This is a genomic window from Citrobacter sp. W9, assembly GCF_026719375.1.
GTDB classification, from domain to species: domain Bacteria; phylum Pseudomonadota; class Gammaproteobacteria; order Enterobacterales; family Enterobacteriaceae; genus Citrobacter; species Citrobacter werkmanii.
In genome coordinates this window covers 168,246-183,520 of record NZ_JAPPTE010000007.1, presented here as the reverse complement: position 1 = coordinate 183,520, position 15,275 = coordinate 168,246, and the positions used below count along the sequence as shown (strand labels likewise).

At 53.0% G+C, this 15,275-nt stretch carries 17 protein-coding genes; 11 read left to right on the top strand and 6 right to left on the bottom strand.

The features are described from left to right. The first annotated feature begins 118 nt into the window (after window positions 1–118). The 9 genes from yqjA (at window position 119) to OOJ59_RS12940 (ending at window position 5,644) form a co-directional block, all read left to right on the top strand. Entirely contained in the window at window positions 119–781 is a 663-nt protein-coding gene (yqjA, locus tag OOJ59_RS12980; protein WP_003024820.1) for a DedA family general envelope maintenance protein YqjA, read from the top strand. Window positions 782–784: 3 nt separating this feature from the next. Beyond that, window positions 785–1,168 carry an EnvZ/OmpR regulon moderator MzrA gene (gene mzrA / locus OOJ59_RS12975; RefSeq protein WP_038634076.1) on the top strand — a complete coding sequence of 128 codons (384 nt, stop codon included), beginning with the start codon at window positions 785–787 and terminating at the stop codon, window positions 1,166–1,168. Window positions 1,169–1,316: 148 nt separating this feature from the next. Continuing rightward, window positions 1,317–1,685 (top strand): DUF1090 domain-containing protein, encoded by a 369-nt coding sequence (locus tag OOJ59_RS12970; RefSeq protein WP_038634079.1) that lies wholly within the window; start codon window positions 1,317–1,319, stop codon window positions 1,683–1,685. A 33-nt stretch (window positions 1,686–1,718) separates the two neighbouring features. Next, entirely contained in the window at window positions 1,719–2,024 is a 306-nt protein-coding gene (locus OOJ59_RS12965) for a DUF883 family protein (RefSeq protein WP_006687949.1), read from the top strand. Window positions 2,025–2,026: 2 nt separating this feature from the next. Then, window positions 2,027–2,422 carry a phage holin family protein gene (locus OOJ59_RS12960; RefSeq protein ID WP_038634082.1) on the top strand — a complete coding sequence of 132 codons (396 nt, stop codon included), beginning with the start codon at window positions 2,027–2,029 and terminating at the stop codon, window positions 2,420–2,422. Then, window positions 2,422–2,721, top strand: coding sequence for a YqjK-like family protein (locus OOJ59_RS12955; RefSeq protein ID WP_038634085.1), 300 nt, complete (start codon window positions 2,422–2,424; stop codon window positions 2,719–2,721). Before OOJ59_RS12960 ends, OOJ59_RS12955 begins: the two co-directional genes overlap by 1 nt. Before the next feature lie 170 nt (window positions 2,722–2,891). Then, window positions 2,892–3,284 (top strand): DoxX family protein, encoded by a 393-nt coding sequence (locus OOJ59_RS12950; protein ID WP_032940735.1) that lies wholly within the window; start codon window positions 2,892–2,894, stop codon window positions 3,282–3,284. 71 nt (window positions 3,285–3,355) lie between these two features. Continuing rightward, the gene (locus OOJ59_RS12945) at window positions 3,356–4,342 is read left to right on the top strand and encodes a glutathione S-transferase family protein (RefSeq protein WP_038634087.1); all 987 of its coding nucleotides are present in this window, start codon (window positions 3,356–3,358) and stop codon (window positions 4,340–4,342) included. A gap of 936 nt (window positions 4,343–5,278) precedes the next feature. Then, window positions 5,279–5,644: a DUF805 domain-containing protein gene (locus OOJ59_RS12940; RefSeq protein ID WP_038642883.1), complete on the top strand. Its 366-nt coding sequence runs from the start codon at window positions 5,279–5,281 to the stop codon at window positions 5,642–5,644. Between the two features lie 109 nt (window positions 5,645–5,753). On the opposite strand, the gene yhaJ is transcribed toward OOJ59_RS12940, so the two are convergent. Continuing rightward, window positions 5,754–6,650, bottom strand: a complete 897-nt coding sequence (yhaJ, locus tag OOJ59_RS12935; protein ID WP_016154624.1) for a DNA-binding transcriptional regulator YhaJ — start codon at window positions 6,648–6,650, stop codon at window positions 5,754–5,756. A gap of 104 nt (window positions 6,651–6,754) precedes the next feature. Here yhaJ and OOJ59_RS12930 point away from each other — a divergent pair, with 104 nt between their 5' ends. Together OOJ59_RS12930 and OOJ59_RS12925 are read left to right on the top strand one after the other, a co-directional pair. Next, entirely contained in the window at window positions 6,755–7,456 is a 702-nt protein-coding gene (locus tag OOJ59_RS12930) for a pirin family protein (RefSeq protein WP_160956043.1), read from the top strand. Between the two features lie 26 nt (window positions 7,457–7,482). After that, window positions 7,483–7,632 (top strand): hypothetical protein, encoded by a 150-nt coding sequence (locus tag OOJ59_RS12925; protein ID WP_087856874.1) that lies wholly within the window; start codon window positions 7,483–7,485, stop codon window positions 7,630–7,632. A gap of 53 nt (window positions 7,633–7,685) precedes the next feature. On the opposite strand, the gene OOJ59_RS12920 is transcribed toward OOJ59_RS12925, so the two are convergent. The 5 genes from OOJ59_RS12920 to tdcE form a co-directional block, all read right to left on the bottom strand. Then, window positions 7,686–8,996, bottom strand: a complete 1,311-nt coding sequence (locus OOJ59_RS12920) for an L-cysteine desulfidase family protein (protein WP_160956044.1) — start codon at window positions 8,994–8,996, stop codon at window positions 7,686–7,688. 24 nt (window positions 8,997–9,020) lie between these two features. Further along, window positions 9,021–10,352 carry an amino acid permease gene (locus OOJ59_RS12915; protein ID WP_038634097.1) on the bottom strand — a complete coding sequence of 444 codons (1,332 nt, stop codon included), beginning with the start codon at window positions 10,350–10,352 and terminating at the stop codon, window positions 9,021–9,023. 744 nt (window positions 10,353–11,096) lie between these two features. Next, window positions 11,097–12,461, bottom strand: coding sequence for an L-serine ammonia-lyase (gene tdcG / locus OOJ59_RS12910; protein WP_038634099.1), 1,365 nt, complete (start codon window positions 12,459–12,461; stop codon window positions 11,097–11,099). A gap of 87 nt (window positions 12,462–12,548) precedes the next feature. Further along, window positions 12,549–12,944, bottom strand: coding sequence for an enamine/imine deaminase (locus OOJ59_RS12905; RefSeq protein ID WP_110496762.1), 396 nt, complete (start codon window positions 12,942–12,944; stop codon window positions 12,549–12,551). A 13-nt stretch (window positions 12,945–12,957) separates the two neighbouring features. Further along, on the bottom strand, window positions 12,958–15,252 hold the full coding sequence (tdcE, locus tag OOJ59_RS12900) for a 2-ketobutyrate formate-lyase/pyruvate formate-lyase (RefSeq protein ID WP_085048674.1): 2,295 nt from the start codon (window positions 15,250–15,252) through the stop codon (window positions 12,958–12,960). Between the last annotated feature and the right edge of the window lie 23 nt (window positions 15,253–15,275).

The following is a 15,275-nucleotide window of genomic DNA, read 5'->3' as shown; positions in this document are numbered from 1 at the left end:
AGTTCAGGCCGTGAATTTGTATCAGACCGCGCACCTTGCAAAAAACATCAATAAAATCGCGGCGTTACAAAATCCAGAAAAACCGGCATGACGATAACCGATTCTCCAGGAATATTGAATGGAACTACTGACTCAATTACTGAATGCTTTATGGGCTCAGGATTTTGAAACTCTGGCCAATCCTTCCATGATTGGCATGCTCTATTTTGTACTATTTACCATTTTGTTTCTGGAAAATGGACTGCTACCAGCAGCGTTTTTACCCGGCGACAGTTTGCTGGTACTGGTCGGCGTGCTTATTGCCAAAGGCGCAATGGGTTTTCCGCAAACGGTACTGCTACTCACCACCGCGGCCAGCCTCGGCTGTTGGCTTAGTTATATCCAGGGGCGATGGCTGGGAAACACCCGCACCGTGCAAAACTGGTTGTCGCACCTTCCTGCGCATTACCATCAGCGCGCGCATCATCTTTTTCATAAGCATGGCTTGTCTGCGCTGCTGGTTGGACGCTTCATTGCGTTTGTCAGAACATTACTGCCGACCATTGCAGGGTTATCCGGCCTGAATAATGCGCGCTTTCAGTTCTTTAACTGGATGAGCGGATTGCTTTGGGTCCTGATTCTCACAACGCTTGGCTATCTGCTGGGCAAAACGCCGGTATTTCTTAAGTATGAAGATCAGCTCATGTCTTGCCTGATGCTGCTTCCTGTGGTGTTACTGGTGTTTGGTCTGGCGGGTTCACTGGTTGTGCTGTGGAAAAAGAAATACGGGAACCGAGGATAAATTATGCTGAAATCATGCATAACGCTCCGACGACTTGCCTGGACCACCACCTTTATGCTGTTTATCGGCGCGCTGCTCCTGACCTGGTCGGTTATTCGTCAGCAGGAGTCAACGCTTGCCATTCGCGCCATAAACCAGGGAGCCAGCATGCCTGATGGCTTCTCTATCTGGCATCACCTGGATGCCAACGGCATCCGCTTTAAAAGCATTACCCCGCAAAATGACGCGCTGCTGATCACTTTTGATTCCAGCGCGCAGAGCGCAGCCGCCAAAGTGGTGCTGGACCGTACGTTGCCACATGGTTTCGTCATCGCTCAGCAGGATGATGATAATCAGGCGGTGCAGTGGTTATCCCGCTTACGTGATACCCCGCACCGTTTTGGTTAATCTCCAGGAATCTGAATTAGATCACTCACTTTGGTGATTTCACCGTTTAGCGCCTATGATTAATAAACTGGGATTATGACCCAACGTTTTATTAATCTGGAGCATCGACCGCAAGCCACAACGTCGAATCACAATGGAAGGTTCAAGAATGAAATACCGCATCGCTTTGGCTATTAGCCTTTTCGCTCTCAGTGCCGGCAGTTACGCCACCACCCTCTGTCAGGAAAAAGAACAGGATATTCAGCGGGAGATTAGCTATGCCGAAAAGCACAACAATCAGAACCGCATCAATGGTCTGAACAAAGCACTTAGTGAGGTTCGGGCCAACTGTACTGACAGCAAACTGCGCGCCGACCATCAGAAAAAAATCGCAGAGCAGAAAGATGAGATAGCCGAGCGTCAAGATGATTTAGCCGAGGCGAAGCAAAAAGGTGATGCGGATAAAATTGCCAAACGCGAACGTAAGCTTGCCGAAGCTCAGAATGAGCTGAAAGAACTCGAATCACGCGATTACTAAGTACGGTAACTACCCACTCAACTGGAGAAAACTATGTCGAAAGATAATGCTACGGACAACCTGCGCGCTGAGCTGAAATCTCTTGCGGATACGCTTGAAGAAGTACTTAGCTCCTCTGGCGATAAGTCGAAGGAAGAGATGAGTAAAATTCGCAGCAAAGCCGAACACGCCCTGCGGGAGAGCCGTCATCGTCTGAGTGAAACCAGCGATGTGATTGCCAAACAGACCCGTGAAGCCGCGGCCAAAGCCGATAACTATGTACGCGAAAACCCATGGACTGGCGTCGGGATTGGCGCTGCAGTCGGTGTGGTGCTTGGTGTACTGCTGTCGCGCCGTTAACAATGGCTGACTCTCAACACGCACAAGGTCCAGGCAAAAGCGTACTGGGTATTGGACAGCGGATCCTGACGATTCTCGTTGAGATCGTAGAAACGCGGTTGCGGCTGGCCGTCGTGGAACTGGAAGAGGAAAAATCAAATCTCATCCAGATCCTGCTGATGCTTGGGCTGACCATGCTGTTCGCGGCGTTTGGGCTGATGAGCCTGATGGTGCTTATCATCTGGGCCATTGATCCGCAATATCGCCTGAACGCAATGATTGCCACCACCGTTGTGCTGTTGGTTATGGCGCTTATTGGCGGGATATGGACTCTGCGTAAAGCTCGCAAAACAACGCTGCTACGCCATACGCGCCACGAACTCGCAAACGACAGGCAGGCCCTGGAGGATGATGCATAATGAGCAGTAAAGTCGAACGTCAACAACGTAAGGCGCAACTGCTTGGACAGATCCAGCAGCAACGGCTGGATCTGTCTGCTACTCGCCGCGACTGGTTGGAGGCCACCGAAGTCTACGATCGTGGTTGGAAAACACTGTTGAACCTACGTGGCTGGGTGTTAGTGGGTAGCAGTATCATGGCAGTTCGTACCATTCGTAACCCTAATCTGCTGGTACGCTGGGCTAAGCGCGGTTTTAGCGTCTGGAGCATCTGGCGTCTGGTTAAAGCGACCATCAGACAGCAACAACTGCGCGGCTAATCCCCCACTCCCCTAACCTCAAAATTTTTGAAAAAATTTGACAGTTTTCCTTGCTAACAATTGTCATTAAGCACGTTTATGATTCTCTCCATCGACAGCAACGACGCGCTCTGCAGCGTCGTTGCACACAAAACACAATAAGCCGCCTGAGTGGTTTCCTGGAGTGAATGATGAAGAAATTAGAAGATGTTGGTGTACTGGTAGCGCGCATTCTGATGCCAATCCTGTTTATTTCCGCAGGCTGGGGAAAAATCACCGGATATGCGGGTACCCAACAGTATATGGAAGCCATGGGCGTGCCTGGTTTTATGTTACCGCTGGTCATCCTGCTTGAGTTTGGCGGTGGTCTGGCAATCCTGTTCGGCTTCCTGACCCGTACCACCGCGCTGTTCACCGCAGGCTTTACGCTGCTGACAGCATTTATCTTCCACAGCAACTTTGCGGAAGGCGTGAACTCTCTGATGTTCATGAAAAACCTGACCATCGCAGGCGGTTTCCTGCTGCTGGCTATCACCGGTCCGGGCGCATTCAGCATCGACCGTGTACTGAATAAAAAGTGGTAAGCGAACTATACTGAACACATGAAAAAGCGAGGAGACATCTCCTCGCTTTTGCTATCTGAGGAGGCGATAAAATGGGACAACTGATTGACGGCGTATGGCATGACACCTGGTATGACACCAAATCAACCGGGGGAAAATTTCAACGTTCAGCATCGGCTTACCGCAACTGGCTCACCGCGGATGGCGCACCGGGTCCAACGGGCGAAGGGGGATTCGCTGCCGAAAAAGACCGCTATCATCTCTACGTTTCTCTGGCCTGTCCGTGGGCGCACCGCACGCTGATTTTGCGTAAGCTCAAAGGGCTGGAACCGTTTATTTCCGTTTCCGTTGTGCATCCGCTGATGCTGGAAAACGGCTGGACCTTTGATGATACCTTCCCGGCTGCAACCGGCGATACGCTGTATCAACACGAGTTTCTTTACCAGCTCTATCTGCACGCCGATCCGCATTACAGCGGTCGGGTAACCGTCCCGGTGTTGTGGGATAAAAAAAATCACACCATTGTCAGCAACGAATCTGCGGAGATCATCCGCATGTTTAACACCGCTTTTGATGCTTTGGGCGCAAAAGCCGGGGATTACTACCCGTCAGCCCTGCAAAGTCAAATCGACGAGCTGAATGGCTGGATTTATGACAACGTCAATAACGGTGTGTACAAAGCCGGATTTGCCACCAGCCAGGAAGCGTACGACGACGCCGTGGAAAAAGTCTTCCAATCCCTGGCGCGACTGGAGCAAATCCTGGGGCAGCATCGCTACCTGACCGGCAACCAGTTAACAGAAGCAGATATTCGCCTGTGGACCACGCTGGTACGTTTTGATCCCGTGTATGTGACCCATTTCAAGTGCGACAAATACCGGATTAGCGACTATCTGAACCTGTACGGTTTCCTGCGCGACATCTACCAGATACCGGGCATTGCGGAAACCGTCAATTTCGATCACATCCGTAATCACTACTTCCGTAGCCATAAAACCATTAACCCGACTGGTATTATTTCTGTTGGGCCGTGGCAGGACCTTAACGAACCCCACGGGCGTGACGAGCGTTTCGCGTAATTTACACGGGCCCCTTTGGGGAATACCGATTAGTTAAGCATGTATGGCGAATATGTGATTTTTGCTCAGGGTTCCGTTCACCTCAGCGGTGTCATTTCTTTGAAACGCCGTTACCCGTGAACGTGCAAGGGAGGCTCACCGCCGCCTCCCTTGCAACCCAGGCTCCCGGCGGGAAAATCGTCGCTGCGCGATTCATTCGTCTTATGCCGTCTGCCTGTCGGGTCGGGGCCGAGCCTGCATCCCTGCAGGCCATCCCCTCTGCCCGCATCCATGCGGGCAGACCCGGTCAGCCGTCAACGCCTCATCGATTTTCAGCCGGACATGGGTCATCGCTTCAACGCTCTGACTTCCAGTAAAATCTGTTTTGCTGTTCAGATATATTCAAATAAAAATACAGATGGTCAGGTGTGGCTGGTCCGGCTGAAAATTGCCGACGTGTTTCCGTAAGGCCGGGAGAACCCGCAGGGATGCGGGTTCAGGGCGCGCTTTGCAAGGACGCTTCATCGCGCCCGGCCCGAAAGCCTGAAGGAATAAGCGGAGGACAAAATTGCCGGGAGCAATTTTGAACAGCACTTACGCTGGCCCCAAAGGGGGGAGCCCCAGGGATGGGGCGAATATTCCACGAAGTGGCAATTTTCCGTGCCGGGAGCCGGGATTGTAAAGGGCGTGGCGGAGAACGCCCTTTACACGTTCACAGGAATCGATGTCTCAGAGAAACGATGAACATAAGGTGAACGGAACCCTTTCTCTGAGAGCGCATATTCATAACGTCTACCACACTGGCGATAGTTTCTGAAACTAAGGCGTTCACTGATAAGTATTACCCATCAGCGGGCCAAATAATTAACACATCAAACATTTACCATCATTTCATTCACAGCTATTCTTAATTTGATTGCTTTAAAAACAAGTAATTGAATGCAGAACGAGGCAAAAATGGATTGGTATTTAAACGTATTAAAGAATTACTTTGGTTTTGGTGGTCGCGCGCGTCGTAAAGAATACTGGATGTTTGTGCTGGTCAACATCATCTTCACGTTCGTGCTGGGTATCCTGGACAGAATGCTTGGCTGGGAACGCGCCGGAGGGGAAGGCATCTTAACGACGATTTATGGGGTTCTGGTGTTTATCCCCTGGTGGGCGGTACAGTTCCGGCGTTTGCATGACACCGATCGTTCAGCCTGGTGGCTGCTGGTGCTGCTGATCCCGATCGTTGGCTGGTTGATTATCATCATTTTCAACTGCCAAAACGGAACTCAGGGGAGCAACCGCTTCGGGCCCGATCCCAAACAGTTATCCTGACGTAGCATATGTAGATGCCTGATGGCGCTGCGCTTATCAGGCCTGCAACATACTCCGTCCTCCAGGCCGGATAAGGTGCAATTGCACCGTATCCGGCGTAACAGTCCGGCTATTTTCCCGCAAACAGTTTCGGGATTTCCCGCAGACACCAGGATTTCGCCTCGCCCATACTGTCTCGCCGCCAGGCCATAATGATATCAATTTCACTTGTCGACTCTGGGCTTACTACCCGCAACCGACCAGCCGCAATATCCTCTTCCACCAGCGGGTACGGCATCGTCGCCACGCCCAGTCCGGCTAACAGCGCCTGACGTTTATCTTCTATCGAACTCACCGTCAGACGAGGTTGTTTATCCAGCAGTTGCACGGTCAACACCGGACGTTCACGCGCGGTATCCGCCACCGCGATACCACGGTATTTCACGCGGGTGACTTCTGATAACGGTTCCGGCTCCTGATGGATAGGATGATCCGGTGCCGCCACATACACATTCATCAGCGAGTACAGCTTGCGCGAGTTGATTTCTGAAGATGAGCGAAAATGCATATCCGGCGCAATCACAATATCCGCTCGCCCTTGCTCCAGACGCTCCCACGCCCCGGCCAGAACTTCGGTGATAACGGAAAGCTGGGTATTGGCCTTCCCGGCAAGCCTGTCGATCAGCGGGAAAAACGCCGCCGTCGGCACCAACGCTTCGGTCACGATAGTCAGATGCGTTTCCCACCCACGCGCCAGCGCTTCGGCATCGGTAGTCAGCTTATCCGCAGCTTCCAGCAGGACGCGTCCACGCTCCAGCAGCATACGCCCGACGTTGGTGAATTTTGTGCGGTGACCTGAACGGTCAAACAACACGACGTCCAGCTCTTCCTCCAGCTTCTGCATGGTATAGCTGAGGGCTGACGGAACCCGCCCCAGTTCATCTGCCGCGGCGGCAAAGCTACCGCGTCTGTCTATTGCGTCCATGACGCGTAACGCTTCAAGCGTTAAAGCCCTTTCTTTGGCCATCTCGTTCTCATTCAGGAAATTTGAACATACCGGGCAGAATATCTGGCTAACAATGCAGCGTCTAGCCATTTAACATAAAAGGAAGTAAAGAGAGGTCAAGAACTATGATTACTACCCGTACAGCCAAACAATGCGGACAGGCAGACTACGGCTGGCTGCAGGCCCGTTATACCTTCTCCTTTGGACACTATTTTGATCCTAAACTGCTGGGTTATGCCTCGCTGCGTGTTCTGAACCAGGAAGTTCTGGCACCGGGGGCCTCTTTCCAGCCACGTACCTATCCGAAAGTGGATATCGTCAACCTGATCCTCGAAGGGGAAGCTGAGTACCGCGACAGCGAAGGCAACCATATCCAGGCCAAAGCAGGCGAAGTGCTATTGCTCGCGACACAACCCGGGATCAGCTATAGCGAACACAATATCAGTAAAGATAAGCCGTTAACCAGAATGCAGCTCTGGCTGGATGCCTGCCCGCAGCGCGAAAATACCTGCGTGCAGAAGGCCACGCTGAGTGCCGGTAAGCATCAGCTGCTGGCCTCGCCGGACGGTGAGCAAGGCAGCTTGCATCTGCGCCAACAGGTTTGGGTGCATCATGTTGAGCTGCAACAAGACGAATCGCTCAGTTTTCAGTTACATGGGCCTCGCGCTTATCTGCAGTCGATCCACGGCAGATTCCATGCGGTGACGGCTGGCGCCGAAAAAGAAGCCCTCACCTGCGGCGATGGCGCATTTATTCGTGATGAGACTAACATAACGTTAGTCGCCGATACCCCGCTGCGTGCTTTGCTGATAGATTTGCCCGTATAGTCATGGAAAACAATGGAGTACGGCTATTGAGCAAGAAAAAAACAAAAAAACGCCAGCCGCAGGCTGAGCCGCAAAAACAGAATACGGCGACTTTCGGTTATGAAGAAATGCTGACAGAACTGGAAGCGATTGTGGCCGATGCCGAGCTACGGCTCGAAGATGAAGAAGCCGCCTGAAAGGCGGCTAAGAGTGATGCCGGGTGGCGGCTGCGCCTTACCAGGCCTATAAATTAATGCGCTTTACTGGCCATGATCTCAATGATCTGCTTGTCGGTTTCCTGCATTGAACGACACGCCAGCGCGCACAGGTTAGTGATAGATTGCTCCACGTTATGCGCCACAATCCCTTCGTTACCCGTTACGGCAGTATCGTCCAGTGCCATCAGCACCGCTTTCCACGCCGCAGATGCGCTGGTTGAAACTTTCATCGCGCAGCTGTTTGAGGCGCCATCGCAAATCATTCCGCTCACGTCGCCAATCATGCTGCTGATCGCCATCGCGATGGTGTTGTAGCGCCCATCGACAATCCATGCCATACCCGCCGCAGCGCCCATCGCCGCCGTGGTTGCCGCGCACAGTGCGGACAAACGTGGAAGCTGATGGTGGATGTAGATTGCGCTCAGGTGAGACAGCATCAGCGCACGCGCCAGTTTTTCCTCATCCGCGCCAAAGTGCTCAGCAACTACCATCACCGGAACGGTGGCGGTAATACCTTGATTACCGGAGCCGGAATTGCTCATCGCCGGTAGCGTCGCCCCGCCCATTCGCGCATCCGATGCCGCACTGGTACGGATCAGAATAGCGGTAGACAGATCGTTTGCCAGCAGGCCACGCGCGCACTGCTTCTCAAGCGTAGTCCCGATGTGCAGGCCCCAGTTGCCGCGCAGCCCTTCCTGAGACAGCGCCCCGTTCAGTTTTGCCGCATCGAGAATAAAGCGGATTGACGAAAACGGCACCGCATTCACAAACGCCAGAATCTCTTCCAGCGAGGTGTGAGACAGTACCGCCAGCGGTGATTCCTGCTCCTCTTCCTGAGTGCTCTCTTCTGTGGCGAACACCACGCCTTTGTTGGTTTCAATGCGCACAACGTTGGTATGGCCGCCAACAATGGTCACGCACGCCCATCCTTCAGCGCTGTACACTTTCGCGCGGGAAAAGAGAATATCTTCGCAAGGCTCCTGCAGCATCACTGTAACCTTCCCGGCGCTCAGCATCGCTTTGGCCTGCGCCACCGCCTCAGCCGAAGCGTCTTTCAGCACTTCCAGCCCGGCTTTGGCATTACCGCCGATCGCGCCCAGCGCGGCGGCAATCGGTAACCCCACCATGCCAGTCCCCGGAACGGTCACTCCCAGGCCATTTTTCATCAGGTTTGGCGAGACCCACGCATCAATGCGTTCAACCGCGCCGTCCAGCTCAGAGGAGGCGACGGACGCCGCCAGAGCCAGAGAGATAGGTTCCGTGCAGCCCAGCGCGGGCTTCACTTCTTCCTGCACTGCGCGAATAAAACTATCCCATAATGGATTCAATGTAGTCTCAAACATAACAACAACCTTTGCTCAGATAACTCAGGAAAATGCCAGGAACGGAGAAACGCACAGCAGCAGGCCCGTGATAATAATCAGATACAGAGAGGCGCCTTTGTATTTGTGCAGTGCTGGAACTTTGTAGACCAGCCACGCGGGGATCAGACAACCCACCATGCCGAAGATTGGGCTACAAATAGAGGTGAAGCTCAGTACCGGCGCATTGAGCACAATTGCGCTCCAGGCCAGTAAGATGGCGAAAACCATAATGCCGCGCTGCACCAGGGTTTCATTGATTTTCTCGGCTGGCATTTTACGGCGCAGCACGTTCATCACGATCCCCTGAGTGGCTTCACGGAAGCCTAAATAGACGCCGAAGAAGGCGGTCATTACGGCAAAGATGTTCAGGATAACGCTGACGATTTTCACCCAGCCAGCGCCATCGCCGCTGATAAACTGCGCGGCAATCGCCAGAGCGGAAATGTTCTGCTCATAGGCTTTAACCGCTTCGTCATGACCCATCGCCAGCGTGAAGGAAACGGCGTAGAAAAAGACCGTAACGAACAGAATACCAAACGCGATGTTCATAGCGCGCAGCGCTTTATGACGCGCCACCTCAATGGATTTTTCGCGAGAACGATATGAGATAACCATTGGGCTCAGAGTCTGAATAAACAGAATCGAGGTCAGCGTAAACGGCAGCGTGATAATCGCGTTTTTGATCAGCAGCGCCATCGGCGGCAGCGAACCTACGTTATATAAATGCCACATCCCTACCATCGACACGCCAAGCGCCGCTACCACCAGCAGCTTGGTCAGTACCATACCGGTAGAGATTTTAAACAGCAGTTTTTCCCCGCGTGACGAGATGGCCACCAGGATACAAATCAGCACCAGGCCATAGAACGGGCTGTCGGACAGTAAGCCTTCAGTCACGCCAAACGTGTGCAGATAGGAGGCGCTGTCGTTAGTGATGGCGGTGGAATAGACGAACATCCAGATGACCAGCATCACAAAATACAATGCCCCCAACAGGATGCCCCAGTTTTTACCCAGGTAGCCGCTGATCACGCTCGGATAGTCTTTACATTCCGGAGATTCAGCCAGCGTATTGATAAACAGACGCTGGAACAGATACATGGCAGGGTAGCCAATAATGGAGGAGAGTAAGAATACCCACAGCCCCATCAGCCCTACCTGGACGGGAAGAAAAACAATTCCCGCGCCGATTGCCATACCGATACTCATAATGACCCAGCCGGTGTCCGTGCTGTCGAATTTAATGGCTTCGCGCCATTCGCTTTCGGTCATTCCTGCCCGACGCGCCGGAGCAGATGCGTCGAGTATTACGCTGCTATTCGTTGCCGTTTCCATAATTTCCCGCTCAATGTGTAGGTAGAGGTTTTTTATTTTTTTCGTACTGCTTAATGCGATAAGCAGTACATAAGATGCAGGTGAGCTATTGGAGTAATGAATAAATGATACGCGTAGGATCAGAGAAAAACTTCACAAACAAACCCCTGTAATTTCTAAAAGTTAAGAAATAATTTCTCTTTTAATACCATTGAATGTATTAAATTTCTGTTTTTGAAGCAGATCACAACAAAAAATGCGCGCTAAAGTGCTAATGCTGATCAGTTAACACCTCACCTTCTGCGTTTTTTGTTAAAACAGCAAAACAGATTTAACTGGAAGTCAGAGCGTTGAAGCGATGACCCCGGTCCGGCTGAAAATCGATGAGGCGTTGACGGCTGACCGGGACTGCCCGCAGGGATGCGGGCAGAGGGGACGGCCTGCAGGGATGCAGGCTCGGCCCCGACCCGACAGGCAGACGGAATAAGACGAATAGCTCGCGCAGCGACGATTTTCCCGCCGGGAGCCTGGGATGCAAGGGAGGCGGCGGTGAGCCTCCCTTGCACGTTCACGGGTAACTGCGTTTCAGAAAAATGACAGCGCTGAGGTGAACGGAACCCTGAGTAAGAATCACATGTTCTCCATACATGCTTAACTGAGCGAAATTACACTAAAGTGCACCTTTTCTATCATGCCAAATTGATGGATTCATTGCCGGATGGCGGCGCTTACGCCTTATCCGGCCTACAAACACACCCTTTCATCTCAGGTACAAACCACTTTAATCGCCAGGCCACCGCGTGAAGTTTCACGGTACTTGTCATTCATATCTTTGCCCGTTTCGTACATGGTCTCGATCACCTTATCGAGCGAAACGCGTGGCTCAGACGTCCGACGTAGCGCCATACGCGCGGCGTTAACGGCTTTTACCGCGTTGATCGCGTTGCGTTCGATGCACGGTATTTGCACCTGTCCGGCTACCGGGTCACAGGTCAGCCCCAGGTTATGCTCCATGGCGATTTCCGCCGCAATGCATACCTGCGCAGGGCTACCGCCAAGCAACTCTGTCAGCCCTGCTGCCGCCATGGAACAGGCTACGCCAATCTCTCCCTGACAGCCCACTTCGGCACCAGAAATAGAGGCATTCATCTTATACAGCGCACCTATCGCCCCAGCCGCCAGCAAATATCGGGCAATTGAGTTCGCATTCACCGGGCGGCGGAATTTATCGTAATAGGCCAATACAGCGGGAATAATTCCGCAAGCGCCGTTGGTTGGCGCGGTAACAACCCGACACCCGGCGGCATTTTCTTCGCTCACGGCCAGCGCGAACATGTTGATCCAGTCGATAACGTTCATCGGGTCGCTGGACAGGTTGTCGCTGGAAACCAGCAGTCGCCGCAGCGCCACGGCGCGACGCGGGACGTTAAGCGGGCCCGGCAGGACGCCTTCGGTGTTCATGCCGCGCTCAATCCCGGCGTGCATGACGTCCCAGATGGCGGCAAAACCAGCATCGATTTCCTCTTTGCTGCGCATCGCCAGTTCGTTTTGCATCATCAGGCCAGAAACAGACAACCCGTTGCGCTCGCACAGCTTCAGCAGTTCGCTGGCGGAATGAAAGTTGTAGGGCACGGGTGTTTCAATGTCATGCGCCTGACCAAATTGCTCCTCTTCAACGATAAAACCACCGCCGATGGAGTAATAGGTTTTACTTAGCAGTGTCTCGTTGCCGTGCCATGCGGTAATACGCATACCATTTTCATGGCGCGGCAGCGTTTCGCTATGAAAGAGAATATTTTCGTCTGGCGAGAAATCGACAATATGCGTGCCCTCAGCAACCGGCAAACGTCCGGTACGGGCCACTTCCTGAGTAAAACCAGCGATTGAATCTATATTAACGTTTTGCGGACTGTTACCGGCCAGTCCCATCATGATGGCGACGTCTGTCGCATGACCTTTGCCGGTCAGAGAGAGCGATCCATAAAGATCAACTACGATATGCGTGGTCCTGAAGAGTTCCCCGCTGCTGACCAACAGATCGATAAAGCTTTTACCTGCGTTCATTGGCCCCACGGTATGGGAGCTGGAAGGTCCAATGCCAATCTTGAAAATATCGAATGCGCTAATCATATCCACACCCTCGGATTGCCGTTCAGTGAAGACCAGGTTTCACACTCATTAAGGATCGGGGCGATCCTGCGATCGCCCCGCAAGGGATTACAGCGTATCGCCACGCACGGCGATGGCTTCAATCTCCAGCTTCACATCCTTTGGTAAGCGGGCGACCTGTACGCAGCTGCGCGTAGGGTAGATTGCCTTGTGCTCATCAAAAAACTGCTGGTACACCTGGTTAATGGTGGCGAAGTCGCTCAGATCGGAAACGAAAACGGTGGTTTTGACGATATCGCTCACCTTCAAACCGGCGGACTCGACGATCGCTTTCACGTTTTCCAGGCTTTGACGCGCCTGATCGGCCACGTGTTCTGCCACTTCACCGGTCTGTGGACACACCGGAATCTGACCTGAGGTCAACACCATACTGCCCAGATCCACACCCTGTACGTAAGGTCCAATCGCCCCTGGCGCACATTCGGTTGCAATAACTTTTCTCATAACCCCTCCGGCGTCAGAGCGCCTGGGTGAAAGTACGTGAAATAACGTCCTGCTGCTGTTCGCGGGTCAACGCATTGAAGCGCACCGCATAACCAGACACGCGGATCGTCAGGTTCGGATAGTTTTCCGGATGCTCAATGGCATCCATCAACATTTCACGGTTCATAACGTTAACGTTTAGATGCTGCCCACCTTCCACATGCGCTTCATGGTGGAAGTAACCATCCAGCAGCCCGACCAGGTTGGTTTTACGCACGCTATCCTCTTTGCCAAGCGCAGCCGGCACAATGGAGAAGGTGTACGAAATACCGTCTTTGGCATAGGTAAACGGCAGTTTGGCGACCGAGGTTAACGACGCCACCGCACCTTTGCGATCGCGGCCGTGCATCGGGTTCGCCCCTGGCGCAAACGGCGTGCCTGCGCGACGTCCATCCGGCGTGTTACCGGTTTTCTGGCCGTACACCACGTTGGAGGTGATGGTCAGAATGGACTGCGTCGGCACCGCATTACGGTAGGTCGGCAACACCTTAATTTTCTTCATAAAGCGTTCGACCAGGTCGCAGGCAATACTGTCTACGCGCTCGTCGTTGTTGCCGTATTGCGGATAGTCGCCTTCGATTTCAAAATCAACCGCCAGACCGTTTTCATCACGAATCGGTTTCACGCGGGCGTATTTAATAGCCGACAGTGAATCCGCCGCTACGGACAGCCCCGCCATACCACAGGCCATCGTGCGATAAACATCACGATCGTGCAGCGCCATCAGCGAAGCTTCGTAGCTGTACTTGTCGTGCATGTAGTGGATGATGTTCAGCGCGCTGATGTACTGCACGGCCAGCCAGTCCATAAAGTGGTCCAGGCTCTCCATCACCGTGTCGTAATCCAGCACTTCATCCATTAGCGGCGCCGTTTTCGGCCCGACCTGAATTTTCAGCTTCTCATCCACACCGCCGTTGATTGCGTACAGCAACGTTTTGGCGAGGTTGGCGCGCGCGCCAAAGAACTGCATTTGCTTGCCGATAACCATCGGGCTGACACAGCAGGCAATGGCATAGTCATCGCTGTTAAAGTCAGTACGCATCAGATCATCGTTTTCGTACTGTAAAGACGAGGTGATGATGGACACCTGAGCGGCATATTTTTTGAAGGCAATCGGTAGCTGCTCGGACCACAGTACCGTCAGGTTCGGCTCAGGCGCCGGCCCCATGGTGTGCAGCGTATGCAGGTAGCGGAACGAGTTTTTGGTCACCAGCGTACGGCCATCCAGCCCCATACCGCCGATAACTTCGGTTGCCCAGATAGGGTCGCCTGAGAACAGGGTGTCGAATTCCGGCGTACGCAGGAAGCGCACCATACGGATCTTCATAATGAAGTGATCGATCAGCTCCTGCGCCTGCTGTTCGTTTAAAATTCCCGCTTTGAAGTCGCGCTCAATGTAGATGTCGAGGAACGATGCGGTACGGCCCAGCGACATGGCGCCGCCGTTCTGCGATTTCACCGCAGCCAGGTAAGCAAAGTACACCCACTGCACCGCTTCCTGCGCATTTCGCGCCGGACGGGAGATATCGCAGCCATACTTCGCCGCCATTTCCTGCATTTGCAGCAGAGCGCGACGGTGTTCAGACAGCTCTTCACGCAGACGAATCGTGGCTTCAAGATTCTGCCCCCACTCCAGATTCGACTGAAGATCGGCAAACTGCAGTTCACGCTCACGCACCAGATAGCGGATACCGTACAGCGCGACGCGACGGTAATCACCGATGATACGGCCACGACCATAGCCGTCCGGCAGACCGGTCAGTACGCCGGATTTACGGCAACGCAGCATATCCGGGGAATAAGCATCGAATACCCCCTGGTTGTGGGTCTTACGCAGGTCAGTAAACAGGTATTCAAAATTAGCGTCCATCTCACGACCATAAGCGTCAAAAGAGCTTTTGATCATGTTGATGCCGCCAAACGGATGCAGGGCGCGCTTGAGCGGCGCATCCGTTTGCAGACCGACGATTTTTTCCAGTTCTTGTTCAATATAACCGGCGTCATGCGCGGTTATCGTAGTGGCAATATTGGTATCGAAATCAACCGGCGCATGGGTCGAGTTTTCAATACGGATGCCCGCCATAACTTTTTCCCACAACGCCGTGGTTGCTGGCGTTGCTTCGGCGAGGAAAGATTCATCCCCTTCATAAGGCGTGTAGTTGTGCTGAATAAAATCACGGACATTAATTTCTTCTTTCCAGTCCGTACCTTTAAAGCCTTTCCAGGCTTCGGCATACAGCATATCGCTGGTATCGATATTTACCTTCATGAAAAATAATCTCTCTGCTGAAA

Coding starts and splice junctions, on each gene's coding strand:
- yqjA (WP_003024820.1), top strand. CDS start 119: ATGGAACTACTGACTCAATTACTGAATGCTTTATGGGCTCAGGATTTT.
- mzrA (WP_038634076.1), top strand. CDS start 785: ATGCTGAAATCATGCATAACGCTCCGACGACTTGCCTGGACCACCACC.
- OOJ59_RS12970 (WP_038634079.1), top strand. CDS start 1,317: ATGAAATACCGCATCGCTTTGGCTATTAGCCTTTTCGCTCTCAGTGCC.
- OOJ59_RS12965 (WP_006687949.1), top strand. CDS start 1,719: ATGTCGAAAGATAATGCTACGGACAACCTGCGCGCTGAGCTGAAATCT.
- OOJ59_RS12960 (WP_038634082.1), top strand. CDS start 2,027: ATGGCTGACTCTCAACACGCACAAGGTCCAGGCAAAAGCGTACTGGGT.
- OOJ59_RS12955 (WP_038634085.1), top strand. CDS start 2,422: ATGAGCAGTAAAGTCGAACGTCAACAACGTAAGGCGCAACTGCTTGGA.
- OOJ59_RS12950 (WP_032940735.1), top strand. CDS start 2,892: ATGAAGAAATTAGAAGATGTTGGTGTACTGGTAGCGCGCATTCTGATG.
- OOJ59_RS12945 (WP_038634087.1), top strand. CDS start 3,356: ATGGGACAACTGATTGACGGCGTATGGCATGACACCTGGTATGACACC.
- OOJ59_RS12940 (WP_038642883.1), top strand. CDS start 5,279: ATGGATTGGTATTTAAACGTATTAAAGAATTACTTTGGTTTTGGTGGT.
- yhaJ (WP_016154624.1), bottom strand. CDS start 6,650: ATGGCCAAAGAAAGGGCTTTAACGCTTGAAGCGTTACGCGTCATGGAC.
- OOJ59_RS12930 (WP_160956043.1), top strand. CDS start 6,755: ATGATTACTACCCGTACAGCCAAACAATGCGGACAGGCAGACTACGGC.
- OOJ59_RS12920 (WP_160956044.1), bottom strand. CDS start 8,996: ATGTTTGAGACTACATTGAATCCATTATGGGATAGTTTTATTCGCGCA.
- OOJ59_RS12915 (WP_038634097.1), bottom strand. CDS start 10,352: ATGGAAACGGCAACGAATAGCAGCGTAATACTCGACGCATCTGCTCCG.
- tdcG (WP_038634099.1), bottom strand. CDS start 12,461: ATGATTAGCGCATTCGATATTTTCAAGATTGGCATTGGACCTTCCAGC.
- OOJ59_RS12905 (WP_110496762.1), bottom strand. CDS start 12,944: ATGAGAAAAGTTATTGCAACCGAATGTGCGCCAGGGGCGATTGGACCT.
- tdcE (WP_085048674.1), bottom strand. CDS start 15,252: ATGAAGGTAAATATCGATACCAGCGATATGCTGTATGCCGAAGCCTGG.